Here is a 26,668-nt window from a genome sequence, read left to right on the forward strand (position 1 = left end):
CATCGGGGATAAATCCCCTCACTACAAAATTAGCGGTGTTTCACGGAAAACGCCGAAGCGGCGATCCCCCACTGCCCCAGCCAGTAACTGAGGATGATCACGTACGGCGCCGCGTGGAATGGCGATACGAAACGATCAATACCAATCACACTGTCTGAAAACACGAACGCCAGCGCACCCGCCGCCGCCAGCAGCGCCGAGCGCTTGGGCACGTCGGTGCCGAGGCGGGCGAGGGCGCGCCAGAGCATGGCGCTGATCGCGCTGCCATAGACGACCACCGGCACCAGCAATGGCCCAAGACCGCTGGAAATCAGCATCCCCAGCAACACTGCGCCAACGCCGAGCGCCAGCACCAGCGGCAACAGCGCCAGACGTTTGCAATCGCTGAGGTAAGCCTTGAGGTACGCCAGATGCGCCACCAGAAACGCACCCAGGCCAAACACAAACAAATCCCCCGGCCACGCCAGCAACACGTCACCGAGCAGAGAAAAAATCAGCCCGAGGCTGATCCAGCGCCGATAGTCGCTGGGTGGTGCATCGTGCAGCCAGCCGAGCAGCGCCAGCACCGGCAACGGTTTGACCAACAGGCACAGCAACGCCGCATGGGTGCTGACGCCGTAGAGAAATGTCGCCGCGCCCATCAGTGCCAGAATCAGCCAGCCCACGATCAGTTCACCGAAATCGCGCAGTCGAAGGTTTCTGCCGGTTCAACTTCCGGTTCCCAAGGTTGCTGCGAGGTCAGGCGCAGGCGCCCGGTGCCGGTGGCGAAGGCCTGAAAGCGCCAGGTGGAGAATCCGCCCGCACCGACCATCCCCGAGTCTTTCGGACTGCTGTAGACCTCGGGGCTGAGCGCGCGCAGCACGCCACCGGCCGAGTCCTGAATCGCCCAACGGTAGCCGGTGGTGGGATTGCTCGGCAGCATCACAATCAGGTGTTGTCCGTTGGTGAGACGCACGGGGCATTCGCTCTGTTTTTCCACGGTCACGTTCTGTTTCGGTTGCGTGGCGCAGGCTGCCAGCAGAGAAAGGGCGAGGGGGATAAACAGGCGAGTGGGGGACATAGGCTCAGTGGCTCCGACGTTGACGACGAACGGCGAGCATAACTGAAGATGAGACAAAGTGTGACAGTCGGGCAGTCCAGTGTTATCAGAACTGACGCCATCGCTGGCTTGCCAGCGATAGCGCCAGGTCAGGCGCTAAAGCTCTGTCAGAACAGCACTTTCGCCACATCCGCAAAACGCTTGGCGAAGTGCACGGTAAGCCCTTCCTTCAGATAATCCGGCAATTCCTCGAAGTTGCCCCGGTTCGGCTCCGGCAGGATCAGTTCGAAGATCTTCTGCCGCCGCGCCGCGATGACCTTTTCACGCACCCCGCCAATCGGCAGCACGTGCCCGGTCAGGGTCAGTTCACCGGTCATCGCCACGCCTTTTTTCGGCGGCTGATTGCGGGCGAGCGAGAGCAGGGCGCTGGCCATGGTCACGCCGGCGCTCGGGCCGTCCTTTGGTGTGGCACCTTCCGGCACGTGCAGGTGGACGAAGGCTTCGTCGAAGAATTTCGGATCGCCGCCGAACGACTTCAGGTGCGAGCTGACGTAGCTGTAGGCGATTTCCGCCGACTCTTTCATTACATCGCCCAGTTGCCCGGTGAGTTTGAAACCGCGATTGAGCGTGTGAATGCGTGTGGCTTCGATCGGCAGGGTGGCGCCACCCATGCTGGTCCAGGCCAGACCGGTGATCACACCGGTGCCGGACAGCACTTGTTCGTTGCGGAACACGGGATGACCCAGCGAGGCTTCGAGGTCTTTCGGCCCGAGCTTGATCACCGCTTTCGGGTCCTCAATCAGCTTCATCACCGCTTTGCGCACCAGTTTGCCCATCTGTTTTTCCAGCTGGCGCACCCCGGCTTCACGGGCGTAACCGTCGATCAAGGCCTTGAGCGCGCTGTCGCTGATGCTCAGGCTGCCTTTGGATACACCGGCTTTTTCCAGCAGTTTTGGCCACAGGTGGCGCTTGGCGATGGCGACTTTTTCTTCGGTGATGTAGCCCGACAGGCGAATCACTTCCATGCGGTCCAGCAACGGCCCGGGGATCGAATCCAGGGTGTTGGCGGTGCACACGAACAGGACTTTCGACAGGTCCATGCGCAGGTCGAGATAGTGATCGAGGAATTCGACGTTCTGTTCCGGGTCGAGGGTTTCCAGCAGCGCCGAGGCCGGGTCGCCCTGGTAGCTCTGGCCCATCTTGTCGATCTCGTCGAGCATGATCACCGGGTTCATCACTTCGACGTCTTTCAACGCCTGGACGAGTTTGCCCGGTTGCGCGCCGATGTAGGTGCGGCGGTGGCCCTTGATCTCGGCTTCGTCACGCATGCCGCCGAGGCTGAAGCGGTAGAACGGCCGGCCAAGGGATTCGGCGATGGATTTGCCGACGCTGGTTTTACCCACGCCCGGCGGGCCGACCAGCAAGACGATGGAGCCGCTGATTTCGCCTTTATAGGCACCGACCGCAAGGAATTCGAGGATGCGGTCCTTGATGTCGTCGAGGCCGGCGTGGTGTTTGTCGAGCACCTTGCGCGCGTGTTTGAGGTCGAGTTTGTCCTCGCCGTACACGCCCCACGGCACCGAGGTCGCCCAGTCGAGGTAGTTGCGGGTGACCGCGTATTCCGGCGAGCCGGTTTCGAGGATCGACAGTTTGTTCATTTCTTCTTCAAGGCGCTTTTGCACCTGCGCCGGCAGGACTTTGCCTTCCAGGCGTTGTTCGAACTGTTCAAGGTCGGCGCTGCGGTCGTCCTTGGTCAGGCCGAGTTCCTGCTGGATCACCTTGAGTTGTTCTTTGAGGAAGAACTCGCGCTGGTGCTCGCCGATCTTGCGGTTAACTTCCGCCGAGATCTCTTTCTGCAGGCGCGCGACTTCGACTTCCTTGCGCAGCATCGGCAGGACTTTTTCCATGCGCTTGAGCATCGGCACGCAGTCGAGCACTTCCTGCAGCTCATTGCCTGTCGCCGACGTGAGGGCGGCGGCGAAGTCGGTCAGCGGCGACGGATCGTTGGGGCTGAAGCGATTGAGGTAGTTCTTCAGCTCTTCGCTATACAGCGGGTTGAGCGGCAGCAGCTCCTTGATCGCGTTGATCAGCGCCATGCCGTAGGCCTTGACTTCGTCAGTCGGCTCGGTGGGCTGGTGCGGGTATTCGACTTCAACGAGATACGGCGGGCGGTGGTGCTTGAGCCAGGTCTTGATGCGCACGCGGCTCAGGCCCTGGGCGACGAACTGCAGTTTGCCGTTTTCGCGGCTGGCGTGGTGCACCTTCACCAGCGTGCCGTATTCCGGCAGGGCTTTGGTGTTGAAGTGGCGCGGGTCTTCCTGGGGCGTGTCCATGAAGAACAGGGCCAGGGAGTGGTGTTCGGATTTACTGACCAGATCGAGGGTTTCGGCCCAGGGTTCTTCGTTGACGATGACCGGCAGCACTTGGGCCGGGAAGAACGGGCGGTTGTGGATCGGGATGACGTAGACCTTGTCCGGCAGGTTCTGGCCGGGCAGGGCGAGGCCTTTGCCGGTGGAATGGTGTTCGATGTGTTCGGCTTCGGTGTAGTCGTCGGGGTTGTCCGGGAATTCTTGCTGGTCGCTCATTGGGGCACCTGCGCAATGGGGTATGGGTCTTAGATGGGGCAGGCTTGGGGTGGTTTCAATGGGGGGCGGTGTTTCTGCTTGTGTGTTCAGGGTTTTGACAGGGTTTGCTTTGGGACTTGGCGGCCTTTGGGCCGACCAGGTTCTTGGGGTTTTGGGTGTATATCCGTTTTTTTGGTAACGGCTACTTAGGGTTTCGCCCTTACGGCGACTCACTTTTTTGACAAACGCCTCAAAAAAGTAAGCAAAAAAAGGCTTGCTCCTGCGTTCGGCCCGCTCGCTGGGGCTCGGGGTCCCTTCGCTCCGGGATTGATCCGGGGGCAGCGCCTACGGTTTGCTTCGCTGCACCTCCTCTCGCTGTGTTTGGCTTCGCCAAACGGTCGCTGCGCTCCCACCCCCGGATCAATCCCTCCACTCAGCCTTCCGACGTCGCCCGTGGATCAAGATCAAGAGCTGCAGCCGAGCTAACGCTCATCCTGGAGTGGGGCGGCTGCGCCGCATGGGGCATGCACAAATCAAACTGTGGGAGCTGGCTTGCCAGCGATGGCGGCCTGACAGCCGACCATGTTCTGGCTGAATGCACTCAATTTACCTGTGGGAGATCAAGAGCGGTACTCGAGCTTGCGCTCATTGTTTTGAGTGGGGCGGCTGCGCCGCATGGGGCATGCACAAATCAAAACTGTGGGAGCTGGCTTGCCAGCGATGGCGGCCTGACAGCCGACCATGTTCTGGCTGAATGCACTCAATTTACCTGTGGGAGATCAAGAGCGGTACTCGAGCTTGCGCTCATTGTTTTGAGTGGGGCGGCTGCGCCGCATGGGGCATGCACAAATCAAAACTGTGGGAGCTGGCTTGCCAGCGATGGCGGCCTGACAGCCGACCATGTTCTGGCTGAATGCACTCAATTTACCTGTGGGAGATCAAGAGCGGTACTCGAGCTTGCGCTCATTGTTTTGAGTGGGGCGGCTGCGCCGCATGGGGCATGCACAAATCAAAACTGTGGGAGCTGGCTTGCCAGCGATGGCGGCCTGACAGCCGGCCATGTTCTGGCTGAATGCACTCAATTTACCTGTGGGAGCGAGCCTGCTCGCGAAGCGGTGGGTTAGGCACCTTGAATATTGAATGTGCTGGCGCCTTCGCGAGCAGGGGATTAGTTGTGTGTTGGAGACTGCGAGATTTCGTGGTTATCCAGCACTCGGTTCACCGCCAGTTCGGCGAGCATGATGATTTGCTGAATGGCCAGTATCGTCCGGCGCTGCGGGATGTCGATGTACGCGGCGATGTCGCTGGTCATGAGGCTGGCTTGGGCCAGTGATTCGCAGGCGTGAACCAGCAGGCTTTCGTTGTCCATGTCGGGGGCGACCTGGAACATGCTGCTGGGTTTGTGGAATCTCACCGCGGCGGCAGAGGGTTTCAGGTAGTGATACAGCGCACGCTCGGCGGCGTCGTGGAGTTTTCTGGAATCGAGGGATTCGTAGGGGGAGGTTTCGGGGGGATTGGGTGTGGGTTTGATCATGGTGAAGCTCCGAATGAGAAGTGGGGCTGTCACTCTCAATCGCCGCGACGCGACTGAGGGTGGCAGCTGTACGCGGGTTCGCGGACCGAGCCATTCGGCAATCTCGGCATACCCGAAGGTATCCCGCGCACAGCCACCATCAAACCAAACACAGAGCACCTGAGCGCTCCCGTTTGGGCTGGCGATTATGCATCAAATCGAATGGATTGCTCGGGCCGCGACGCCCGGCCGCTGAATTTCCAGCGACCACCAGAGCCTATCCAGCCAACTTCCGAGGCACAACCGACGCGACCTGTCGGAAAACTCCGCGCAATCACCAGCATTTGTAGGACGAACACATTTCCCATAGACCAGCACATTTTCCTGTAGGAGCTGCCGAAGGCTGCGATCTTTTGATCTGGCTTTTAAAAATCAAAGTCAAAAGATCGCAGCCTTCGGCAGCTCCTACAGGGATATTGGGTGGGCACAAAAAAGGCGATGCCCCTCACGGAGCATCGCCTTTCTATTACCGCCGCTAAAACTTATTCCGGCAGTTTGTACGCAATCACGTAGTCACCCATCTTGGTGCCCAGCGAGCCGTGACCGCCCACCACGAGCAGGACGTATTGCTTGCCGTCCTTGCCGGTGTAGGTCATCGGAGTCGCTTGGCCGCCAGCCGGCAGACGCGATTTCCACAGTTCTTTACCGGTGTTCACGTCGTAGGCGCGCAGGTACTGGTCGAGGGTGCCGCTGAGGAAGCCGACGCCGCCCGCGGTGACCATCGAGCCGCCCATGCTTGGTACGCCCAGGGTGAAACCGATCGGGATTGGCGAGCTGTCGCGGCTGGTGCCGTTCTTGCGTTTCCACACGACTTTGCCGGTGGTCAGGTCGATACCGGCGACGTAGCCCCAGGCCGGGGCCTGGCACGGTACGCCCAGTGGCGACATGAACGGGTGCATGATCACCGCGTAGGGCGCGCCGGTGTTCGGTTGCACGCCAGCGGTTTCGCTTTCGCGTTTGCTGCCGGCGGCGACTTTCTCGCGTGGCACCATTTTCGAGACGAAGGCCATGTAGTTCGGGCTGGTGAACAGCATCTGGCGCACCGGGTCGACCGAGACGCCGCCCCAGTTGAACACGCCGACGTTACCCGGGTAGATCAGGCTGCCCTGTTCCGACGGAGGCGTGTATTGGCCTTCGTAGCGCAGTTCCTTGAACTGGATGCGGCACAGCATCTGGTCGAACGGGCTCGCGCCCCACATGGCCTTTTCGGTCAATTCCGGGGCCAGCAGGTTGAGGTCCGAACGGGCCTGGGTCGGTGCGGTGTGGTCGCCTTTCACGGCGCCTTGCGGAACCGGGATTTCCTTGATCGGGATGATCGGCGTGCCGTCACGACGGTCGAGGACGTACAGGCTGCCCTGTTTGGTCGGGGCGATCAGCGCCGGTTTCACGCCGTCGGCGGTTTTCATGTCGAGCAGGGTTGGCTGGCTGCCAACGTCCATGTCCCACAGGTCGTGGTGGGTGAACTGGTAGTTCCAGCGCACTTTACCGGTGGCCAGGTCGAGGGCAACGATGCCGGCGCTGAATTTTTCGGCGCCTGGGGTGCGGTCAGCGCCCCACTGGTCAGGCGTCTGGTTGCCCAGTGGCAGGAAGACCATGCCGAGTTTTTCGTCGACGCTGGCCAGCGACCACATGTTGGCCGAGTTGCGGCTGTAGATTTCGCCCGGGGCCAATGGCTCGGTGGCGTCCGGCTTGTCGCTGTCCCAGTTCCACACCAGGTGACCGTCGCGCACATCGAAGGCGCGGATCACGCCCGATGGCTCGTTGGTCGACTCGTTGTCGGTGACGTGACCGCCCATGATCACCAGATCACGGGTAATCGCCGCTGGCGAGGTGGAGTAGTAGCCACCGGCGGTGAATGGGCCGATGCCTTGGGTCAGGTCGACCACGCCGTTGTTGCCGAAGCCTTCGCAGATCTTGCCGGTGTCGGCGTTCAGGGCGATCAGACGGGCATCGGCGGTTGGCAGGTACAGGCGACGCGGGCAGGCCTGAGCAACGGCTTTGCCGGCTTCGGAGATGACGGCGGACGCGGCGTTTTCCGACTTGGCGTAAGCCGCTTCGTCGTAGTACGACACGCCACGGCAGGTCATGTGGGCGAAGCCCTTGAAGCCCACCGGGCTTTTGATCTGTGGGTCGAAGCGCCAGATTTCCTTGCCGGTGTCCGGGTCCAGCGCCAGCACTTTGCTGTGCGCGGTACAGGCATAGAGCATGCCGTTGGCTTTGAGCGGGGTGTTTTCGTTGGTCAGCTCGACCGGGTCATCGGCCGTCGGCAGGTCGCCGGTCTGGATGCGCCAGGCTTCTTGCAGCTTGCCGACGTTGGCCGGGGTGATCTGCTTCAGCGGCGAGTAGCGGTCACCGAATTCGGTGCGGCCATAGGCCTGCCAGTCGCCATCAGGCATTTGCGGTGCGGTGCTGGTCATGTCCGCGGTGTCGCGGCCCAGTTCACCAAAGGTTTCACCCGGGTGAGTGAACAGGCTGGCCAGAGCGGTGACACCGGCCAGCACCACGGCCACACTCAGACCGCCAGTGCCCATCGGCGCCGGGCCATTGAGCAGCAGCGGACGACGGAACCACGGCAGCAACATCACGATGCCGAGGACGAACCACAGGGCCAGGCGCGGCACCAGTTGCCACCAGTCCAGACCGACTTCCCACAGGGCCCAGACCGTGCTGGCGAACAGCACAATGGCGTACAGGCCCAGCGCTGCACGACGGCGCAGCAGCAACAGAATGCCGGACAGGGCGATGCCGATACCGGCCAGCAGGTAGTACAGCGAGCCGCCGAGCATGCTCAGCTTGACCCCTCCGGCCAGCATGGCCAGGCCCATCAGTAGAAGCAGAATGCCGAGCAGGCTCGGTAGCAGACGGCCCCGACTCGAAGCACTTTCGGTGCTCATAGTGTGATTCTCCGTGACGTTTATGTAGTCCCGCGCTGTAGTCACTTTAGATGACGATTGGGCGCGGGTATGGTTCAGATAAAAACTTGTCTAGCTAACGAATTTTTCCCGATCCCTGTGCGAGCTGGCTTGCCAGCGATGGCGGAGTGTCAGCCGACGATAATGGCGAATGTGAAATCCCATCGCTGGCAAGCCAGCTCCCACAGGTTTCTTCAGTGTTTTTTAGAACGACGACTGGATCTTGATCCCCGCGATCAGCGCGTCATCGACGTCGTTCACGCCACCGGGATGGCGGATGTATTGCAGGTTCGGGCGCACGGTCAGCCAGTTGGCAACGTGCACGCCGTAATACAGTTCGGCGCTGTATTCGGTGTCCTGCGGCGGCAGGAAGGACGGGTCGTCATAGTCGTAGACGGCGTGCGCCTGATTGCTCGCTTCGGCGTTTTTGCGAAAGGCCGGGTTGACGTGGACGCGGGCCAGGGCGAAACCGATGTCGTCCTTGGCGCGGGCATCGAACGGGCCTTTGTAGACCACGCCGGCCTGCACGTAGTTGTCGATGGCGTTGGTTTTCTTGTCGTGCATCGTCGCGTTGGCGAACACGCTCAAGCCGCGCGAGTAATCGCTGGCGATGCTGGTGATTTGCTGCTGGGCGCCGAACCACACGCCGTGCTTGCTCGACGCGCTGCGATAGGCTTCGCCGCTCAGCGCGGCAGGCTGGCCGTTCTGGTCTTTATAGACGTCAGAGGCCTTGGCGTTGCTGTAGTAGTAACCGGCGCGGTATTCGCCCGGCAGGCCATTGAGCTTTGGCGTCCACACCAGCTCCACCGGCAGCACGGCGCCCTGGGTGCCGCTGCCGCTGAGTTTGAAACCGTTGCCGCGATCGAGGTTCGACGGGTTCTGCTCGTAAGCGCCGACCTGCGCGTACAACTCTGGCGTCAGGTGATATTTGACCCGCAGCGCCCACTGGCTGACTGGCCAGTTGTACCAGATGCCGCCGACCCAGTTGCCGACCTGCGAGCCGCAGAACGCCAGATTCTGGAAGTCGCACGGGAAGCTGTTGAAGTCTTCGCCTTCACCGAAACGGCCGACCTTGATGTCGAGCTTCTGATCGAAGAATTTCTGCTGGTACCACATCTGCGTCAGGCGCGTGGTCTGGCCACGGCCCCAGACTTCCTGGGCCGAGGTGAAGCCGCCCACGCGCGGATCGTTGATCCGGTCGTTGCTGATGTTGTTGCCGCTGCGTTTGGTGATGGTCAGCTGAAACTCGGCGTCGTCCCAGCCAAGGATTTTTTGCAGGTCCAGGTGTGTGCCCAGACCGAACTGATCGCTGTAACGCGCGGTGCGATCGTGGTCGTAGCCGCCGTGCAGGTTACTGCCCATTTCGCCGGTGTAATCGAGTTTGAAGTCGTAGCCTTTTTCCGCGAGTTCGCTACGGGTGCCGTTCCAGTCACCGAGCATCCACGGTGAGTCGCTGTCGAAGGCGGGGGTCGCCTGAGCGAAGGTGGCGAGGCCGAGCGCGGTGCAGCCACCGAGCAGGCGCAGGGCTGAGATAGCGCTGTCTCGGGAGAAGGAAAAATCAGGCATGGATCAGTCTTTTTTTGATGTTTTCTGGGGGTGAACCGAGCGCTTCAATTTGACGCAGGCAGTGAAGCGATTCAGCTGAAGGGCGGCAGGATAATGATCTGTAACAAAAAGACAAAGGGCTTTTGCAGACATGCAGCGTTTCGGATTCGGTAACAGTGCGTCAAACGGGCGCATTGTGGCGCGGATCACAGGCTGCGATCTTCTCCGGTTGGCCTACATTTGATGCAAGGCCTTCCACCTGACCGGCCCCTCGGCTAAGGTGCGCGGCTTGTGCATTTTCACTCCGTCCAAAGGCTTGGCATGAACGACCACTCTCCTGATCCGCTGCATGGCGTCACCCTCGAACAGATCCTCAATGCGCTGGTGGCGCATTACGAGTGGTCGGGGTTGGCCGAGCGTATCGATATCCGCTGCTTCAAGAGCGATCCGAGCATCAAGTCGAGCCTGACGTTCCTGCGCAAAACGCCTTGGGCACGGGAGAAGGTCGAGCGCTTGTACGTGAAACTGATGCGCACCAAGCGACCGCTCTGAGATGGACGCCGTTATGCGGCGACGCCTGATCACGGTCATCGCCAGCCTCGGTTGGGCCGGGCTGAGCATTCAGCTGTACCTGATTTTCCTCGCACGGCTGAGTGTCGACGCCAGTCTGCTGGGCGGGCTGGTGAGCTTCTTCAGTTACTTCACTGTATTGACCAATACCTTGGTGGCGAGCGTGCTGACCTGTGCGGTTACCCGGCGTGAATCCGCCGCGCGCCGCTGGTTTCTGCAGCCGTGGGTCAGCAGCGGGATTGCCGTGAGCATTGCCGTGGTCGGTCTCGCCTACAGCATTCTGCTGCGGCATTTGTGGCATCCGCAGGGCTGGCAGTTTATCGCTGACGAACTGCTGCACGACGTGATGCCGCTGCTGTTTCTCGGCTACTGGTGGTTTTGCGTACCCAAAGGCACGTTGCGCCTTTGGCACCTGCCGCTGTGGCTGATTTACCCGTTGGTGTATTTCATTTACGCGTTGCTGCGCGGGCATCTGCTCGGTGCGTATGCGTATCCGTTCATTGATGTGGCGCTGCTCGGTTATGCACAGGTGTTCATCAATGCCGGGGGGATATTGGTGGGGTTTGTGCTGATTGGCTTGCTGGTGATCGGCCTGGATCGCTGGAGATTTGCACGAAGTTAGAGCACCTGTAGGAGCTGCCGCAGGCTGCGATCTTTTGACGTTGATTGTTCAAAAACAAGATCAAAAGATCGCAGCCTGCGGCAGCTCCTACAAGGGATATCACTCTTCTGCGGAACCTTCCGCGCGCCAGTAGCCGACGGCTTTGACGAACTGCTCATTGAGTCCATGCTCATCCAGCAGCACTCGGCGGATCTGCCGCGAGACTTTGGTCTCGGTCGCTACCCATGCATACAGATTGCCCTTGGGCACCTGCAACTGTTTGACGGTGGTCAGCAGGTTGTCCTTGCCACCCTCGCGCAGCACCCAGATCACGTTGACCTGCGCCGCGCTCTCCAGCACCTGTTGCTCGGCACCGTTCTCCACTTCGATCACCACCAGCGCCTTGCGATTGGCCGCCAGACCTTCGAGGCGCCGGGCGATGGCGGGCAGGGCGGTTTCGTCGCCGATCAGCAGGTAGCTGTCGAAGATGTCTGGCACGATCATCGAGCCGCGCGGGCTGCCGATGTGCAGGAATTGCCCAGGCTGGGCCTGTTCGGCCCAAGTCGAGGCAGGGCCATCGCCGTGGAGGACGAAGTCGATGTCCAGCTCGAGTTTTTCCAGGTCATAGCGACGCGGGGTGTAGTCGCGCATCTCGGGCATCGGGCCATTGTCCTTGCCCGCGCCGAGCACCATGGTCTCCAGCGCTGCAGCCTGTTCGGCGCTCTGCGGGAACAGCAGTTTGACGTGATCGTCGGTGCCCAGGCTGATGAACCCGGCCAGCTCCGGGCCGCCGAGGGTGATGCGGCGCATGCGCGGGGTCAGGTCGACCACGCGCAGCACTTCGAGCTTGCGGCGTTTGATGTCGTGCATCACGCGGTGAATGGTTTGCGTATCGACTGCAGTCATTCGGCTTTCTCCGGGGCAGATTGAACGGCGGGGCCGTCGACGATGGCTTTGGCGGTGTCGTTGAGCAGGTCACGCACACGCAGGATTTCTTCGGCGCTCCAGCGCCCGTGGTGCATTTGCAGGGCATGGCGCAGGTTGTGCACGGCCTCGTGGATTTCCGGCGGCCGGTCATGGCCGCGCAACGAACGTTTGCTGACGTCGATGCGCATGCGCACACCGTCCAGTGCGACGGCTTGCTCGCTTAACGACAGACGACCGGTGTCGGTCACGCTGTAGCGTTTTTTGCCGGCCTCGGCGTCGCCACTGATCAGGTCGCTTTCTTCGAGGAAAGTCAGGGTCGGGTAGATCACCCCGGGGCTTGGGCTGTACGCGCCGTCGAACATGCCTTCGATCTGGCGGATCAGGTCGTAGCCGTGGCAGGGCTGTTCGGCGATCAGCGCCAGCAGTAACAATTTCAGGTCGCCCGGGGCGAACACCCGTGGGCCGCGTCCGCCGCGTTCACGGCCGGGGCGTTTTTCGAAGCCGTCACGGCCGTCGCCGTGTTCGCGGTGGTGATGGGGGGCATGATGGTCTCTCATTTTCCTTCTCTCTCGTCGTGTTTAGATACAACTTAAGATATATCTTATCTGTCGTGCAAGGGGGACTGACCAACGGTGCACACCTGATCGATCGAATCTGCGGCCAAAAAAAACCGCAAAATGATCAAGAAAACGCAGTATTAAATCCCCCGACAAAGGCGCAGATTAGTGCTGAGTCTCTAATGTTCTGTTTCGCCCTTTATTTCCGGCAAAGTGTCGTACATGTCTGACGGAAGTTGCTGCAAAGTTGTGGCGCGTACAGTCACTCGGGTGGCGCGCTGTAGCCTGTATCTTACAGTCGGACAGGAACTTTCCTGAATTTCGTGGTTTTTTCTTTCTCATCTAATGGCGTCCAGGCTACAAGGTCGCAGGACGTTGCCTGCTTACTTTGAAGATGAATTGGTTGAACATGCTTCGGCGTTGAAAGTTAGCGGTGAACACGGACTGCTCGTGACTGTTCCGTTCGCCTTGACTGGTTGACGACTCAACTAATTTATATAAGACAGGTATTCAATGATGTTCAAGAAACTCGCCTTTGCCGCCCCTCTGACTGTATTGGCCATGAGCGCCTCGATGGCGTTTGCCGCGACCGAAGCCAAGCACTCGATCAGCATCGTGGCGCACGTTCCGGCTGACGACTTCTATGCGGTGCCGGTGGATGCCGATCTGGTCAACAAGGATCAGGACATGAGCTACAACCCGGCGACCGCTTCGATGCGCGAAGTCAACGGCCACTTCGATGTGCTGCATACCGCAGGCAAGGTTCACGCGCGTCTGGAAGGCGTGCCGAAGCTCATCGCCGGCAACCAGACCATCGATCTGAAGGTTGAACTCAACGGCAAGACACTGACCACCACTTCGCAGGAAGTGGTGGGTGATACCGAGTCCAATACCCGTTATCGCGCACCGTTCAAGATCAGCGCCACCGGTGCCAAACCGGCCGCAGGCGACTACACCGGTGTGGTCATGCTGGTCGTCGAACCTTCGGTTTAAGTAAGAACGGCAATACCTGACGTTACTTGTTCAAGTGGCGTAACCGGTCGGCGATTTGCAACTTGCAAGTTGCCCGGCCGGGCTTTTACTTCCGGTAATCAGAGTATTAATTCATGTATCCGATGACGCCCATCGCGACTGCGCTTGCGTTGCTTTTGAGCAGCAGCGTACTGGCGGCGCCGCCTCCAGTCGATAATACCCCGCGAAGTTTGCTGGCTCAGGCGAAAGGTCTGCCGGCGGACTTCGAAGAGCATTTCTTTGATGTGCCTTTGGCGGTTCGTGTCGAACTTGATCAACAACCGCTGGGCGAGGCAATGATTGTGTTGTCACGCGATGATCGCATTACCTTGCTCGACTTCACCGACACCAGTGACAGCCGTTTCAGCGCGATCGAACAGCAAACGTGGGCCAGCATTCTCAAACCCGGTGTGGCCCTCGGCAAATGCAGCGGACAGTGCCCCGAGCAATTGCTGGAGTTGCATTACAACCTGCAAAACTCGCTGCTGTCGATCGCCACTGCAAACGCCGAGCGCGATCTGCAGGTCCAGCGTTTTCATGAACAGCCGGAAGGTGGCAGCCACGGCTTGATGTTGCGCAATCAGCTGAACCTCAACGGCGGCCAGGATCAGGATCTGGGCGGACGCTTCGGCCTGGAAGCCAGTGCCAGTCTCGGCAACTGGAGCCAGTCCTTCAATATGCAGCTGGCGCGCCTCGGCGGGCCGGACACCAAGACCTATCACGCGGTGCACGAGCTCTACACCCAGCGCGAACTGCAGGGCAGTTTTTTCCGTCTGGGCTATTTCACCCCCAATTCCGAAGGCCTGACCCGCCAGCCCCGTTCGTTCGGCACCAGCCCGGACACGGCGGTCGGCGTGATGTATGGCAGCTCCGACAGTCTGGCGGTCGATAGCCCGCGGCCCAGCGTCTACCCGATTTTCGTCACCGCCAATCGCCAGGCATCGGTGGAGATCTATCGCGATGGACTGTTGATCAACACCCAGTCAGTCACTGCCGGTCTGCAGACCCTCGACACCCGGCCGCTGCCCGGTGGCATTTATGAGGTGGAAGTGCGTCTGATCGAGGATGGCCAGACCACCTCGACCACTCAGGAGCTGGTCTACAAACCGGTCAACTGGCAAAACCTCGACGAGCGCTGGCGCTACAACGTGTTCGCCGGGCAGGAAAGCAAACTGCTGAGCAATTGGGAGGAACAGCAAAGCGGCGATCTCACCGCCGGCGCCGCGCTCAACTATTTGTTGCACCCGCGAGTGATCCTCGGCCTGTCGGCGCGCCAGGTCCGCGATACGTTGCAGTACGGCAGCTCGATCGACTGGAGCCTGGCGGACAGCATCAGCCTCTACGCCAACCTTTACCAGACCGAAGATCACGGCACCGGCGCCGATGTGCAGGGCTTGTACAACTATGGCGCCGGCAGTCTGGTGGTCAGCCACAACCGCAGCTGGCTCGACACCCGCAACAGCTACGACACGCTGCCCGATGGCACCCGCGTACGCCAGCGCAACGTGTTCACCGGCGAAACCAGCAACTCGTCGCTGGCGCTCAACCACCGCATCAGTCGCAAGAACTCTCTGAGTGCGCGGGTCTCGCACAGCGAAGGCAACGTCGAAGGCGTGGGCATGGACCTGGGCTGGACGCAACGCACCGAACTGTTTGGCAGCGACGCCAATTGGCGCCTGTCGCTGTTTGATCGGCCGGGCAGTTACAGCAGCGGCGATGCACGCAATCGCGGGATCGACCTGAGTATCAACATGGCGCTGGGCGGGCCGAGCCAGCAATTGTCCGCCAGTATCGGCAGCCGTACCGCCCGTGATGGCAGCCGCGACAACAACGGCTCGTTCGGCTATCGCAAAGACCTGCAGGACCATGTTCTGCAAAGCGTGTCGGTCACCGCGCTGACCGATACGTACGGTGTCGGCCTGGCGAGTCTGGCCAACTTTCGCACCGATCAGGTCAATGGCGACGGCTTTCTTCAGCGCTCGTCCTACAACGGCAACTTCACTGGCGGCCTCAATCTCGACAGCACGATTGTCATGGGAGGCCAGCAACTGGTCATGACCAGCCAGCATCTGGGGCGCGGCGCCGGGATGATTGTCGATGTCGAGTCAGACATCGACGACATTGCCTTGCGTGCCGACGATCTCGGCGCAGGCAGCGCGGCGTTGCGGGTGGGGCGCAATTTCATCCCGTTGACCGCCTACAAGAACAGCTCGGTGAGCTTTGACTTCGAAGGCAATCACGCCCCCGCCGCGAATATCGAACCGGCACGCACCCGCTACCACCTGAACAAGGGCGGCGTGGAGTACCGCAAGGTGCGCGTGATGAAAACCGTGACCGTGCTTGGACGCTTGCTTGATCCGCAGGGGCGGCCGCTCAAGGGCCACCACGTGATCAACCACGCCAGCCGTGGGGTGAGCGAGGTCGACGGGTTCTTCTCGATGGAAATGCATGTCGGCTCACCGACCCTGGAAGTGCGCTACGCCGACCAGTTGTTGTGCCAGTTCCGGCTCGATACCGCCAAACACCGCAGTGAAAGCAACGTGCTGATGATCGGCGATCTGCGCTGCTCCCCCGACACATTGGCCGACGTCTCGTTCACACGACAGGAGGCCAGTTGAATGGTCAGCTTCAAAAAATGCGCGTCGGGCTGGCTGCGCCGTGGTCAGTGGTTGTGTCTGCTGGGGTTGTTGGCGGCACCGCCCATTGAGGCGGCGTCACTGGAAATCAGAGCGTTGTTCAAACCCGATCCGGCCAACCCGCAGAAAAACGAGTTCATCAACCAGACACCTTCAACCGGGTACTGCGAGTACTACCCGCAAATCTGCCGCGACATCGATACCTTCAGCCTGCGGCTGATGACCCGGGTCAACTCCAATAAGCCCATGCAGGCCAATGCCAGCCAGCGCAACAGTGCAATGTTCAAGGTGCCGGGGGCATGGCGCACCTTGACCGTCAACAATACCGAAACCGGCGAAGCCAGCAATCTTCAGGTGCGTATCTCAGGTGTGGGTTCCAATTATGTGCTGAGTCATTCAGCGGCCAGCCTGACGGGATCCTCGACCCCAAGTGAAGGTCACAACCGCCTGTGGCACGGGTATAGCTGGGTCAATCCGACTCCGCCCTGTGGTACCTCGGGAATAGGCTTCTTCGGGGCGGAGACATACGCTTTTTTCTGGAAGGTTCCCGATGAACGTTCCTGCGTCAAAACTGCTCAATTCAACATCCCCGGGATGACGTATGGCTACCTCGATTTTGCCTACGAATTACGCACCCCCGACCCGTTGAAAATGTCGGCCGGCAATTACACCGGTACGTTGAAATACAGCATGGGACCTGGAGGCGATTTCGATTTTGGTGACGTGATGATTCCTGACGACACCGACCTGACGCTGGATTTCAACCTGGAAGTTCAGCACACCTTGAAAGTCGACATTCCGCCCGGCGGGGAAAAAGTCCGCCTGGTGCCTGCCGGTGGCTGGCAAAGCTGGTTGCAGGCCGGACGCAAACCGGTGCGACTGTTTCGCGATCAGCCTTTTCATATTTCGGCCTCATCGCGTTTCAAGATGCATCTGGAATGCGACTCCCGCGGCATTTTCGAATGTGTGATTCACAACCCGGCTTCGGCGAACAACTACATCGAAGTACAGGTCAGCGTCACGTTGCCCAGTGGCTTGACCGACCTTTCCGGACAGCCGGTCAACCGTCGTCGTCTGCATGTAGGTCAAGCGAGCGCGCAACAGTTCCAGCCCGGTTTTTATGTGGATAGAGGCGCCGGTGTCCTGCACTTCGAGATCCCGGAATATGTTCTGCCGATCATATTGATGCCCGGGCAGGGGGGCACCTATGTCGGCAATGTCACGGTGATCTGGGATTCGGACATTTGATGGGCCGTAGATCGATGAGGCGTGTCAGCGCCGTGTTCAACTTCATGAGGTTCACAGGTATGAAAGGTCTATGGGTTTTACTGGGATTGAGCCTGTTTTGCTCAGGTGTTCAGGCCGGACCGCAAATCAATGTCGGAACGGTCTACGACTATCTCGACAGCGACAAGAGCACCTATCTCAAGCGCGTGTTCAACAGCGGCGACGGCACAGCCTTCGTCAAGGTCAACATTCTGGAGATCATTTACGACGCTGATGGCAGCCACCGCGAAGTCCCGGTCAGGCAGCAAGCCGATGGCAGCAGCCGTGATGGACTGATGGCCAGTCCGGCACGGTTGATTGTGCCGGCCAACGGCATGCAGGCCACCCGTCTGGTGCTGATGGGCAAGCGCGATACCGAGCGCTATTTCCGGGTGCGCTTCGTGCCGGTGGTGCCGGAAAAGGAAGACCAGTTCGCCGTTTCCAGCGAAGAACGCGAGGCTTACAAGGAAAACCTCTCGGCCGGCGTCAATGTCATGACCGGGTTTGGCACGGTGTTCTTTGTCCGGCCGAAAAATGCTCGGTTCGACACGGTCATCGATGACAGTGCCGAGGTTTATCGGCTGCGTAACAACGGCAATACGGTGGTGGTGATCGATGAGTTTCGCAACTGCTCGCAAAAGAAAGAGACCGAATGCGAGCCGACCACCAAGCACCACCTACTGGCCGGCAAGTCGTTCGAATTCGAGAAGAAACCGGGCCGGGAATACCGTTTCAACCTGGTCGAAGGTGCAGCCAGAAAAACGCTGCGCGTCGCCAGCCAGTAACCCGCGGCGGCAAACGAGGGATTCGCCCTGCCGCTTTTTTCGACGCAACAGGTAGCTGACATGATCAAGCAATCGACCATCGCTTTGTGCAGCGTGATGGCGCTGGCAAGTGCGCAAGCGTTCGCGGCCAGGGAAGCGCGCACGTTCGAGGTGTCGGTGGATATACCGACTCTGGACTTCTATGTGCTTCCCGCCGAAGCCAACTGGATTCACCTGCAACAGACGTTGCCGTGGAATATTCATACCTCGACCTTGCAGGGGCTGCGCAAGAATTTCGATGTCAAACACAGCACCAGCGCAATCGAAGCGCGGCTGGACGCCGAGCCCTATCTGTTCAACGGGCGGGACGCTATCTTTTTGCAGGTCAGTTTCAATGGTCAGCCGTTGAGCCATGATCCCATCCCCCGGGAAGTGGTTTCGGCGGAGCAGGCCAGAAAAGGTGGGCGCTTTGCACTGGAGATCCAGCCGAAGGTGCCTGCCGATGGCTACAAACCCGGGACCTATCATGGCACCGTACAACTGATCTTCAGTGCCACTCCTCCCTCGGGTGTCTAACACCGCCATGGCGCTCCTTTTCCGGTGGCAGACTGGCTGAAAGCCGTTCTGCCACCGGACTGCGCTGGCACCATTGCTCGGCGGCGCACGCCTGCGATTGTGCCAGCGCGGTTTACCGTTACAGACCGGCGCGTCTCATGGCATCACGAGTCAAGCGTCTGGCCAGAGCCTTTTCCTCATCCACCAAATCGATCAGCACGCGGTTATAGGTCGCTTCGCTGATCGGTGTATCAGCGAACAGCACGGTGTCGGGGATCGGCAGATCGGCAGCGAGTTCGCGCAGTCGGCTGCGCCGCTCGGCGCGCTGTTGATCCGTGGTCGAATCCAGCCATTCCTGCTGCACTTCGCGTAAGGTTTCCAGTTGTTCGAACAGCTTCAGGTAGCGATGCTTGTTCGAGGCCAGGCGCGCTGGAAACTGTTCTTGCAGGTAGTTCTGCCAGAAGTCCTGTTCGAGCATCTTGTCCACCAGGCCATCGCCTTCACCCAGTGCCAGCACCGTGTCGTACGCCGTATCAATCATCGCGTCAGTCACGCCCGACACCGGTCGGAACAACATGGATTCGGTCTGCCAGGGCAGGCCCAGGCGTCTGGCCAGGCCGGTCTGATACGCCAGATAGACTTCGACATCGTCAGGATTGCCGCCTCGGCTGTCGACGTCCGCACGGGCAATGTCGTTCACCTGTTCCAGGCGCGCCGCGCCCTGGGCCAGGGTGACCAGTCTGTTTTCCAGTTCCCGGGAGCCGATCGCGTAGGCATAGGCCTCGGAAGCCAGCACGTTGATGCCCATGTGGTTGAACAACTGAGCGCCGGCGTCCGCGCAGTCCACCGGAGCGACCACCATGGTGAACAGTTTTTCCCGCAGCCGACTGTCGTGGTGCACGGCATCGAGCATGCGCCACACACGCTGCATCAGTTGCTGGCGCAGTTCACCGCCGGCGCGGTAGTCGGCGAATTCGCGTACACCGAGCAGCGTCGCCATGAACGGTTGCGCAGCCGGTTCCTCCACCAGCTCCGACCAAGGCGTTTCCCGGTTGATGCCCCAACCGGGCACGTCACTCCAATAATCGGCGCCAAACGCGGAAATGATCGAGAAGTTGCGCGTGGGATCGGCCGGCAGCACCGTCTCCTCGGGCAGGCCCACCGCGCGTCGATGGGTCTGATAGATCACCTGATTGACCTCAGACAGGCTGACCACGTCCAGGCGCGTACGTGCCACCAGCCACTGTGCCTCGGAGCCGCTGATCACCTCCGCAATTGTCGTCAGCGGATTGCCGCGCAGGTCGAGCAAAAAGCCACGGGGACGAGGTCTGGCCAGAATGCCTTCAGGCCAGGCGGTCAGCCCGGTGTTTTTCAGGCCCACCACCTTGAGCCTGGGCATGCGTGACAGGTTCGGCGACAGCCCCAGCGGGTTGTCATCGAGTTTCAGCACTTCCAGGTACGTCAGGCTGCGTAAACGCTCGACGGCGGCGGCATCCAGCACAATCTTGTTATCGCTCAGACGCAAGCGCTCGAGGCGGCGCAAGGACGTGCCGATGCGCTCTGGCAAACGGGGCAGGTCGCAGCCTTTGGCGCTCAGTTCGATCAGGTGGGGGAAGTCCTTGAGCAAGCCGCTGGAATCAGTGGCAAAGCGTGTGTTATCGAGTTTGAGCACGGTGACCTTGTCGAGGAATTTTTTCAGTTCCGGACGTTTGGCCCACCAGGTTTCCAGGTTCAGGGGAAGCATTTCGCGCGACAGATCCAGCGCGTAAGAGGATGGATCGCTGCGTTGTCCCAAGTGTTCGGTCTTGCGTTCAAAACAAGCCAGCAGACGGTTGTGGATGTGTAATCCGCCGCCATCGCGAAAATCATGGCTGCCCGGTCCCCAGGTGTCCGGTTGCTGATAGCGCCAGCGATTGACCGTTTCACGCAGTTCATCCAGATCGTTCTCCATCGCCTCGATGGCTTTGAGCGGTTCGCCCTGTTCGGTCAAGGCCTGGGCGAAGGCATCGACCTCGCGCGCAGTGAAGTGCGGATGCAGATCCTCGATGCGTTCATGCAGGCTCGCGCCGTCTCGGCTCAAACCGCCTCCGCGCACCAACAGTTGGGTGTCGAATTGAACAACGGGGCGGATCGGCGGTTCGGCCAGCACCGTGCGCCGTTCGCTCGGGGCGGTGGTTTTGGCAATGATCCATTGCTTGAGCTGCTCGGCATCGCCGGTGCTGTAACCCAGTACGCTTCGGCCCTGATGTTCGCTCGCGTAGAGAATCGCTTCATACAGACCGCAAGCCCGGCGCAGCAGTTGATTCGAGCCATCGCGCACCTGATAAAGGTTCTCGCCAGTGCGCACCAGCACCCGGACCCGCTCGGCCGACTCGGCGCCGGCACTGCTGCGCAGGGGGCCGTCGAATGTTCCGTCACGGATGTCGATCCGCAGCGCGCCAAAGGCATCGCTGTGATGACGCAACGCGCCCAAGGCCAGGCGTTCGCTCTCGACCGTGATCAGCGCTTCGCGTTGCAGCCCTTGCGCCGCTCGAACCGACTGCACCTCAAACTCCAGCTCGCGAGCCAGGGTTTTCAGACGCAACGGCACCTGCTGTCGCAGGGTGATCCGCTGCATCTCCAGCGGACGGGCTTGGCTAATAACACGTTCGGCCAGCACCGGCGTCAGTTGCGGGCAGTCACGCAGTACCCGGGCGGCCGGGGCAGAAAGAGCCGGCGCCGCGTCCTCCGGTGCCGGCTGGCTTGCCAGGCGCAGCAGGGTATCGGCCAGCAGAGGCGGGGGCGGCGCGTTTTCCACATGCATGCGCCGCAGGATGTTCTCATCGGTGCCGGTCAACTGGCGAATCTGTTCCAGTTGCGCATCGCTGAATCCATCGGTGGCGTGGCCGATTCGGCGCATCAACTGCGGGCCTTGCCACTGGCGCGGGTTTTCCGATTCACAGACCCATGCGCCATGGCGGTTGTGCCTGAGTGTCGGCGCGTAGGCGTCGGGGCGGCGTGGATGACGAATCCGGTGTTCACCGCTCAGTGGATCCCGGGTCACCTCGAACACCTGCTGATCCAGCTTCACCACGTGCTTGCTGCCCAGCGGGTGCAAGCCTTGCGCATCGGGACGGGTGGTGGCGGGCAGTATCTGGTCGGTCACACGATACGGAGTGAGGTCGGGGTTCCAGAGGCGCGTCTGGCCGTCGCTGAGTTTTACCGGCTTCAGGCTTTCAAAAAACGGCGAGAGCCTGACCAGTGCCGCGCTACCCAGCTTGGAACCGGCAGCGAAAATCCCCAGTTGCACGATACTTTCCAGCACACCGATGGCTTGAGCACCGGCTTGGGCCAAGTGACCTTCGGCCAGGTCGACGATTCCCTCGACAATCTGATCGGTGACCTGGTACGCGGTATAGGCCAGCATCAATACGCCCAGCTCGGGAACGAAGGGCACGGCCACCAGCATCGCCAGATTGAGCATGTCCGTCAGGATTTTTTCCAGATTGTCCCACCATGCCCAGCGGGCCATGCGGTCGGCGTATTCGGTGGCTATCGCAATCTCCCGGGCATCGTTGAGAATCTTGTTGAGTTTCTGTTGGTAGAGGTACTGCCACAGGTCGCCGGTAAAGCGTGTTTCGCGATCCTGTTGAACCGGCGCTACGCGAAATTGCAGGTTGGGATGATTCACAGGCGTATCGCGCCAGTTGGGCAAGTTCGACCCGGAGGGCGTCGCCTGCCATGTCACATGGCTGAGGCGCTCATTCAGTCGGGCGAAGAAATAGCCTCGCTGGCGCTGCGGGACAAACTGACTGAAAAACCGCTGGTAAGACGAGGACGGAGAGGTGTCGCGCAACTGGCGGGTCAGCTCGGCCATGAACGCCAGTGAATCGGGATATTGCTTGAGTGGGTGCTCCGGGTCGTGGGGCACATAGGCCAGAACCGGCAGGGGCCGCGTGGCGGCAAGCGGGTCGGCGCTGACCAGTACAATGCCTGTCAGCGGTGTGTCCATCATCGTCAGCGTGTGATAGCGCACAGCCTTGCCGTGCCACAGTACTTGTGCACGGTCTTCGAGCATGCCTTGCACCACTTCAAATGCCTGACGGTCGATGTCGCCCTTGAGCAGGGCCATGCGCGCGGCGACTCGCAGTGTCTGTTTCTGGCTGTGCGTCACCTTGAGCTGCAGGTACTGACGGGCTACCTGGTTTTTCGAAAGCACGAATTCGTGCAAGTGGGCCTGGTAGCGCGCGCCGATATCCAACTCGCGACACAATGCCTTGAACTGCTCGAAGCTGATCTTGTGCTTGAGTGCCTTGACCGAAAACTGCCCGAGCGCATCGGGACGGGTGATAAAGCAGGAGTCGGCAGTGAACGTTTCGTCGCTGGAAAAGTTATGCAATGCCGCGTCCAGCAGCGACACCGTGCGACTCTGCGTGCCGTTGGCAAAGTCATGCGCCCACCAGGACGTTTTGACTGGCATGTACAGCCGCACCCAGGTGTCCTCGACATCGTCCTCGACACCGAAGCGCGTCTTCAAGGCCTGTTGCAGCAAGGGTCTGGCGAAGGTGCGCGCATCCTGCAGCTTGCTCAGTGCGCGATCGATGTTGTTCTGCGCGGTCCATGCCTGGCGCATTTCATCCTTGAGCCGTTGATGCTCGCTGGCCGCAGCGCTGCGATGCCATGCAGGCATGGTCAAGGTGATGTTTTTCAATGATTCGACTCGTGCTGCCGAAGCCTTGTACAGCCAGTCGGGAAGGGCATCTTTAACCAGATCGTGATGGACACTTTTATGACCTTGGGCAGAAGGCGTCTGCTGCGATCGATACAGTGTCAGGGAAGGGTTGGGCATGGCCTGATCGTCCGTTGATCAAAATGGAACGATCAGACTAAGAAATGACCCGGCGCGAAAAAAGCGCAAAAACAGGTTGGAAGCGCGGCGTGTTTACGCCGCGAAACAGCGGAAATTCAACGGCAAAAAATACTCCGTTACCACCCAGGCGCCAGCCTAACGTGCTGCGGTCATCGGGTCGGGCTGGCACAGGGTTTGCGTACCCGGCTGCAGATACGGCGAAAGGATCGGCGCCATGCCCTTGAGCACCTGCACCGGCAGCGCCGAGGTGAACTTGAAGTTCTCCGCCGAACGCCCGGGGACGAACGCGGTAAGCGTGCCGAAGTGGTTGTTGCCGATGTAGAACACGAAGGTCGCGGTGCGGTTGATCGACTTGGAACTGAGGATCCGCCCGCCGGAGCCGATGGCTTCGATGCGGTTGTCGCCGGTGCCGGTCTTGCCACCCATCACCAACGGCGTGCCGTCGGCGGTTTTGAAACTGCCGGAAACGCGTTTCGCCGTGCCCGAGTCCACCACTTGCGAAAGGGCTTCGCGCATCGCCGTCGCGACCTCCGACGGCATCACCCGTTTGCCGACGTGCGGGTCGTTGGTCAGGCGCGTTTCATAGGGTGTACCAGCGGCAAAGTGCAGGCTGTCGATGCGCAGGGTCGGCATGCGCACGCCGTCGTTGAGGATGGTGCCGATCAGTTCGGCCAGCGCGGCAGGACGATCGCCGGAGCTGCCAATGGCGGTGGCCAGCGACGGCACCAGATGGTCGAACGGATAGCCGACTTTCTGCCAGCGCTGGTGAATCTCGAGGAACGCTTCGATTTCGAGCATGGTGCGGATGCGGCTGTCACGGGCGCCCTTGTGTTTACTCTTGAACAGCCAGCTGTAGACCTCCTGACGCTCGAACTGGCTGGCCTTGACGACCTGACTGAAGGTGGCATCCGGGTTGTGCAGCAGGTAGCCCATCAACCACAGGTCCAGCGGGTGCACCTTGGCGATGAAGCCCTGATCCGGCAGATCGTAGGTGCCCGGGCCGTAGGCGTCGTACAGCCGGATCAGGCGATCGTCGGTGAGTTTTTCGGTGAGCTTGGCGCCTTTGAGGTGCGCGCGCACGAAGCTGTTGAAGTCTTCCTGACTGGCATTGGGCAGCAGGTAACGATGCACGGCGGCCATGCGGATCGGCGTCGGGCGCATGCTGTCGAGGAAGGTGTCGAGGCGCGCCTGGGTGTCCTTGTTCTTGTACTTCTTCCAGAACTTGAGCAGGAAAGAGGTCCCCTCGCGATCGGCAAAACTGGCCAGGTATTCCTGACGTCGCGGGTCGCGGTCGTCCTTGAGCAGTTCGGCGCTGCTGTTGGGGCCGGAGTAGGTGACGTAGCGCACCACATCGCGCATCAGGCGAATGAACGGCAGGTTGATCGATTCGCGCAGGGCGTCGCGCAAGGTCGGCATGCGGCCGTTGTCTTCCTTGCGAAAGTTATGGAACACATGCAGGCCGCCACCGGTGAAAAACGCCTCGCCGGGGCTGGCGGAGTATTTGCGGTCGAGCGCGGCACCGAGCATTTTCGACAGGTCGTGATCCTTGTTCTGGATCAGATAATCGATCACCCACTGACTGAGACGATCCTGATCCGGCACCTCGACTTTCTTCAGTTCCGGCACGCTCATGGCGCCGTACTTGTCGTGCAGTTCGGAGATGATCTGCAAGTAAGTGGTGAGCACGCGCATTTTCGCCGTCGAGCCGAGCTCCAGCTTGCTGCCCTCGTTAATGTCGAACGGCTGATCGGTGCTGTCAGTCTGCACGCGTACCCGCGAGCCGTCCGGGGTCAGTTCGAACAGGGTGAAGCTGTAGCGCACCTGGGTGGTGCTGGTGGGGGTGAGCAGGCGTTCGCCAATCAGACCGATCTGCCCGGCGAACGCGGGATCGGCGAGCTTTTTCAGGTAGTCGGTGGCCTGGGTTTGCAGATCGCCCTGCAAGGTGCTGGTGGCTGACAGGTCGAGCCGATCGAGGTCGTACAGCGGGCGATTGAGCATCGTCGCCAGACGGCTGCGGGCAACGCTGATGCCCTTGTTGGTTTCGATCGGCTGGAGGGTCGGCTGGGTCTGCCAGTCGCGGTAAGTGACCTTGCTCGCGAGCGCGGCATCGGCCAGTGCGCTGTCGATCACGCCGTTCTGCTTGAGCAGGCGCAAGTGGCTGTCGGTGAGGTCGGCGAGTTCTTCACGGCCCTTGGTCAGGTAATGCGAAGGACGGCGCTGGGCGATCATCAGCGAGAGCATTTCGCGCAGGGCCAGGCCTTTGTCGGCCATGGTTTTCGGGTCGGTGGCCGGGCTGTTCAGCTGTGCATTGGCCTGGTTGAAGTCGCTGCCGTACCAGACCCGCAAACCTTCGGCCATGCCATGGACTTCACCATGCCCCGGCACGGCGGAGAGGGGAACGCTGTTGAGGTAGTCGCGGATGATGTTCTGCCGCGCGCCGAGGGTTTGCGGCCCGGGCTGATAGGCGCGCACGCTGGCGGAAATCATCTGGCGGATCTTCTCCGCACCGGACACCGTCAGGCCATCGGGCGAGTGCCGGTACTTCTCCAGTTGCGTCGCCAAAGTGCTGCCGCCCGCCGATTGCCCCGGCAGGTGCAGCAGCTTCGCCACCTGCGACCAGGCGGCCATGCCGAAGCGCGGCCAGTCCACCGCCGGGTTGGCCAGCGGTTGCTTGGGATCGAGCAGAAAGCGGTTTTCGATGAACAGCAAACTGCTGACCACCACCGGCGGAATGGCTGCAAAACTCGAATACAGCTGCTGCGGGTACTTGTACTGATACAACGGCGCAGCGCGGCAATCGGTAATCGACAGCCCGGCCTGGATCTTTTCCGAATAGGGCACGAACAGGCCTTTGTCGGTGTAGCTCAGCAGCGCCGGAGAAAACCGCGTCTGCTCGGTGATCACGTAGTCGCGCTTGAGCAGGCGCGGCAAGAATTCATCGAGAGAGCTGTAACCCAGACGCAGATCGAACGGCCCGTTGCCCGGGTAGCGGATCGCTTCGCTGGGGCCCGGTTCCAGCTGATATTTGAGCGAGGCGGCGTACTGGCTCAGCTCCCGGGCCTGAAAACGCGAGGTGCGCATCTCCTTGCTCGCGGCCAGACCCACGACGATGGCAATAATCAGCAGCAATAACCAGAACGCCTTCCAGCCATGCCGGTTGCGGCGTTTTTTGGGGGGGACAGGCGCTTCATCCACACGTTCAGTCGGAACCACGGCTTTACTCGAATCGGTTTGCCACAAAGCGCCCATAGTCGATTGATCCATTCACGCAGATTGATCGGACTTGACTGAAGCTTAGA

Annotated in this window: 17 protein-coding genes; 7 read left to right on the top strand and 10 right to left on the bottom strand. The window is 60.6% G+C overall.

Going from position 1 to position 26,668, the window contains the following annotated elements; all coding sequences use genetic code 11:
- Positions 1–29: 29 nt before the first annotated feature.
- The 6 genes from AB1J88_RS26525 to AB1J88_RS26550 form a co-directional block, all read right to left on the bottom strand.
- Entirely contained in the window at positions 30–665 is a 636-nt protein-coding gene (locus tag AB1J88_RS26525) for a lysoplasmalogenase (protein WP_198760190.1), read from the bottom strand.
- Positions 666–667: 2 nt separating this feature from the next.
- Complete coding sequence (locus AB1J88_RS26530; RefSeq protein WP_041071863.1) at positions 668–1,060, bottom strand: protease inhibitor I42 family protein; 393 nt, start codon at positions 1,058–1,060, stop codon at positions 668–670.
- Positions 1,061–1,206: 146 nt separating this feature from the next.
- Entirely contained in the window at positions 1,207–3,624 is a 2,418-nt protein-coding gene (gene lon, locus AB1J88_RS26535) for an endopeptidase La (protein WP_041071865.1), read from the bottom strand.
- A gap of 1,147 nt (positions 3,625–4,771) precedes the next feature.
- A complete protein-coding gene (locus AB1J88_RS26540) occupies positions 4,772–5,137 on the bottom strand; it encodes a DUF6124 family protein (RefSeq protein ID WP_430292311.1) in 366 nt (121 codons plus the stop codon).
- A 521-nt stretch (positions 5,138–5,658) separates the two neighbouring features.
- On the bottom strand, positions 5,659–8,070 hold the full coding sequence (locus tag AB1J88_RS26545; protein WP_108183705.1) for a glucose/quinate/shikimate family membrane-bound PQQ-dependent dehydrogenase: 2,412 nt from the start codon (positions 8,068–8,070) through the stop codon (positions 5,659–5,661).
- Between the two features lie 222 nt (positions 8,071–8,292).
- Positions 8,293–9,654 carry a carbohydrate porin gene (locus AB1J88_RS26550; RefSeq protein WP_430292312.1) on the bottom strand — a complete coding sequence of 454 codons (1,362 nt, stop codon included), beginning with the start codon at positions 9,652–9,654 and terminating at the stop codon, positions 8,293–8,295.
- A 300-nt stretch (positions 9,655–9,954) separates the two neighbouring features.
- Between AB1J88_RS26550 and AB1J88_RS26555 the strand changes: the two genes are divergently transcribed.
- Both AB1J88_RS26555 and AB1J88_RS26560 read left to right on the top strand, forming a co-directional pair.
- Entirely contained in the window at positions 9,955–10,185 is a 231-nt protein-coding gene (locus tag AB1J88_RS26555) for a VF530 family DNA-binding protein (protein WP_041068262.1), read from the top strand.
- Position 10,186: 1 nt separating this feature from the next.
- A complete protein-coding gene (locus AB1J88_RS26560) occupies positions 10,187–10,825 on the top strand; it encodes a Pr6Pr family membrane protein (RefSeq protein WP_222018477.1) in 639 nt (212 codons plus the stop codon).
- A 99-nt stretch (positions 10,826–10,924) separates the two neighbouring features.
- Here the strand turns inward: AB1J88_RS26560 and AB1J88_RS26565 are convergent, their stop codons facing one another.
- Together AB1J88_RS26565 and AB1J88_RS26570 are read right to left on the bottom strand one after the other, a co-directional pair.
- On the bottom strand, positions 10,925–11,710 hold the full coding sequence (locus AB1J88_RS26565) for a siderophore-interacting protein (RefSeq protein WP_430292314.1): 786 nt from the start codon (positions 11,708–11,710) through the stop codon (positions 10,925–10,927).
- Complete coding sequence (locus AB1J88_RS26570; protein ID WP_041068268.1) at positions 11,707–12,288, bottom strand: PadR family transcriptional regulator; 582 nt, start codon at positions 12,286–12,288, stop codon at positions 11,707–11,709. The genes AB1J88_RS26565 and AB1J88_RS26570 overlap by 4 nt, the downstream gene beginning before the upstream one ends.
- A gap of 516 nt (positions 12,289–12,804) precedes the next feature.
- Between AB1J88_RS26570 and AB1J88_RS26575 the strand changes: the two genes are divergently transcribed.
- The 5 genes from AB1J88_RS26575 (at position 12,805) to AB1J88_RS26595 (ending at position 18,541) form a co-directional block, all read left to right on the top strand.
- A complete protein-coding gene (locus AB1J88_RS26575) occupies positions 12,805–13,281 on the top strand; it encodes a CS1 type fimbrial major subunit (protein WP_174376817.1) in 477 nt (158 codons plus the stop codon).
- Between the two features lie 113 nt (positions 13,282–13,394).
- On the top strand, positions 13,395–15,917 hold the full coding sequence (locus tag AB1J88_RS26580) for a TcfC E-set like domain-containing protein (protein WP_430292316.1): 2,523 nt from the start codon (positions 13,395–13,397) through the stop codon (positions 15,915–15,917).
- Positions 15,918–17,183 (top strand): hypothetical protein, encoded by a 1,266-nt coding sequence (locus tag AB1J88_RS26585; RefSeq protein ID WP_430292318.1) that lies wholly within the window; start codon positions 15,918–15,920, stop codon positions 17,181–17,183.
- A 59-nt stretch (positions 17,184–17,242) separates the two neighbouring features.
- Complete coding sequence (locus AB1J88_RS26590; protein ID WP_430292319.1) at positions 17,243–17,986, top strand: molecular chaperone; 744 nt, start codon at positions 17,243–17,245, stop codon at positions 17,984–17,986.
- Between the two features lie 60 nt (positions 17,987–18,046).
- Entirely contained in the window at positions 18,047–18,541 is a 495-nt protein-coding gene (locus AB1J88_RS26595) for a CS1 type fimbrial major subunit (RefSeq protein WP_222018481.1), read from the top strand.
- A gap of 118 nt (positions 18,542–18,659) precedes the next feature.
- Here AB1J88_RS26595 and AB1J88_RS26600 read toward each other — a convergent pair whose 3' ends face one another.
- Complete coding sequence (locus tag AB1J88_RS26600; protein WP_430292321.1) at positions 18,660–23,348, bottom strand: dermonecrotic toxin domain-containing protein; 4,689 nt, start codon at positions 23,346–23,348, stop codon at positions 18,660–18,662.
- Between the two features lie 156 nt (positions 23,349–23,504).
- Positions 23,505–26,618 carry a transglycosylase domain-containing protein gene (locus tag AB1J88_RS26605; RefSeq protein WP_430292322.1) on the bottom strand — a complete coding sequence of 1,038 codons (3,114 nt, stop codon included), beginning with the start codon at positions 26,616–26,618 and terminating at the stop codon, positions 23,505–23,507.
- Between the last annotated feature and the right edge of the window lie 50 nt (positions 26,619–26,668).

Origin of the sequence: Pseudomonas sp. S8 (assembly GCF_050473925.1) — a bacterium.
Taxonomy (GTDB): Bacteria; Pseudomonadota; Gammaproteobacteria; order Pseudomonadales; family Pseudomonadaceae; genus Aquipseudomonas; species Aquipseudomonas parakoreensis.

Bases quoted from the DNA above. Each gene is read 5' to 3' on its own strand.
- AB1J88_RS26530 (WP_041071863.1), bottom strand. From the start codon at position 1,060: ATGTCCCCCACTCGCCTGTTTATCCCCCTCGCCCTTTCTCTGCTGGCA.
- lon (WP_041071865.1), bottom strand. From the start codon at position 3,624: ATGAGCGACCAGCAAGAATTCCCGGACAACCCCGACGACTACACCGAA.
- AB1J88_RS26540 (WP_430292311.1), bottom strand. From the start codon at position 5,137: ATGATCAAACCCACACCCAATCCCCCCGAAACCTCCCCCTACGAATCC.
- AB1J88_RS26545 (WP_108183705.1), bottom strand. From the start codon at position 8,070: ATGAGCACCGAAAGTGCTTCGAGTCGGGGCCGTCTGCTACCGAGCCTG.
- AB1J88_RS26550 (WP_430292312.1), bottom strand. From the start codon at position 9,654: ATGCCTGATTTTTCCTTCTCCCGAGACAGCGCTATCTCAGCCCTGCGC.
- AB1J88_RS26555 (WP_041068262.1), top strand. From the start codon at position 9,955: ATGAACGACCACTCTCCTGATCCGCTGCATGGCGTCACCCTCGAACAG.
- AB1J88_RS26560 (WP_222018477.1), top strand. From the start codon at position 10,187: ATGGACGCCGTTATGCGGCGACGCCTGATCACGGTCATCGCCAGCCTC.
- AB1J88_RS26565 (WP_430292314.1), bottom strand. From the start codon at position 11,710: ATGACTGCAGTCGATACGCAAACCATTCACCGCGTGATGCACGACATC.
- AB1J88_RS26570 (WP_041068268.1), bottom strand. From the start codon at position 12,288: ATGAGAGACCATCATGCCCCCCATCACCACCGCGAACACGGCGACGGC.
- AB1J88_RS26575 (WP_174376817.1), top strand. From the start codon at position 12,805: ATGTTCAAGAAACTCGCCTTTGCCGCCCCTCTGACTGTATTGGCCATG.
- AB1J88_RS26580 (WP_430292316.1), top strand. From the start codon at position 13,395: ATGTATCCGATGACGCCCATCGCGACTGCGCTTGCGTTGCTTTTGAGC.
- AB1J88_RS26585 (WP_430292318.1), top strand. From the start codon at position 15,918: ATGGTCAGCTTCAAAAAATGCGCGTCGGGCTGGCTGCGCCGTGGTCAG.
- AB1J88_RS26590 (WP_430292319.1), top strand. From the start codon at position 17,243: ATGAAAGGTCTATGGGTTTTACTGGGATTGAGCCTGTTTTGCTCAGGT.
- AB1J88_RS26595 (WP_222018481.1), top strand. From the start codon at position 18,047: ATGATCAAGCAATCGACCATCGCTTTGTGCAGCGTGATGGCGCTGGCA.
- AB1J88_RS26600 (WP_430292321.1), bottom strand. From the start codon at position 23,348: ATGCCCAACCCTTCCCTGACACTGTATCGATCGCAGCAGACGCCTTCT.
- AB1J88_RS26605 (WP_430292322.1), bottom strand. From the start codon at position 26,618: ATGGGCGCTTTGTGGCAAACCGATTCGAGTAAAGCCGTGGTTCCGACT.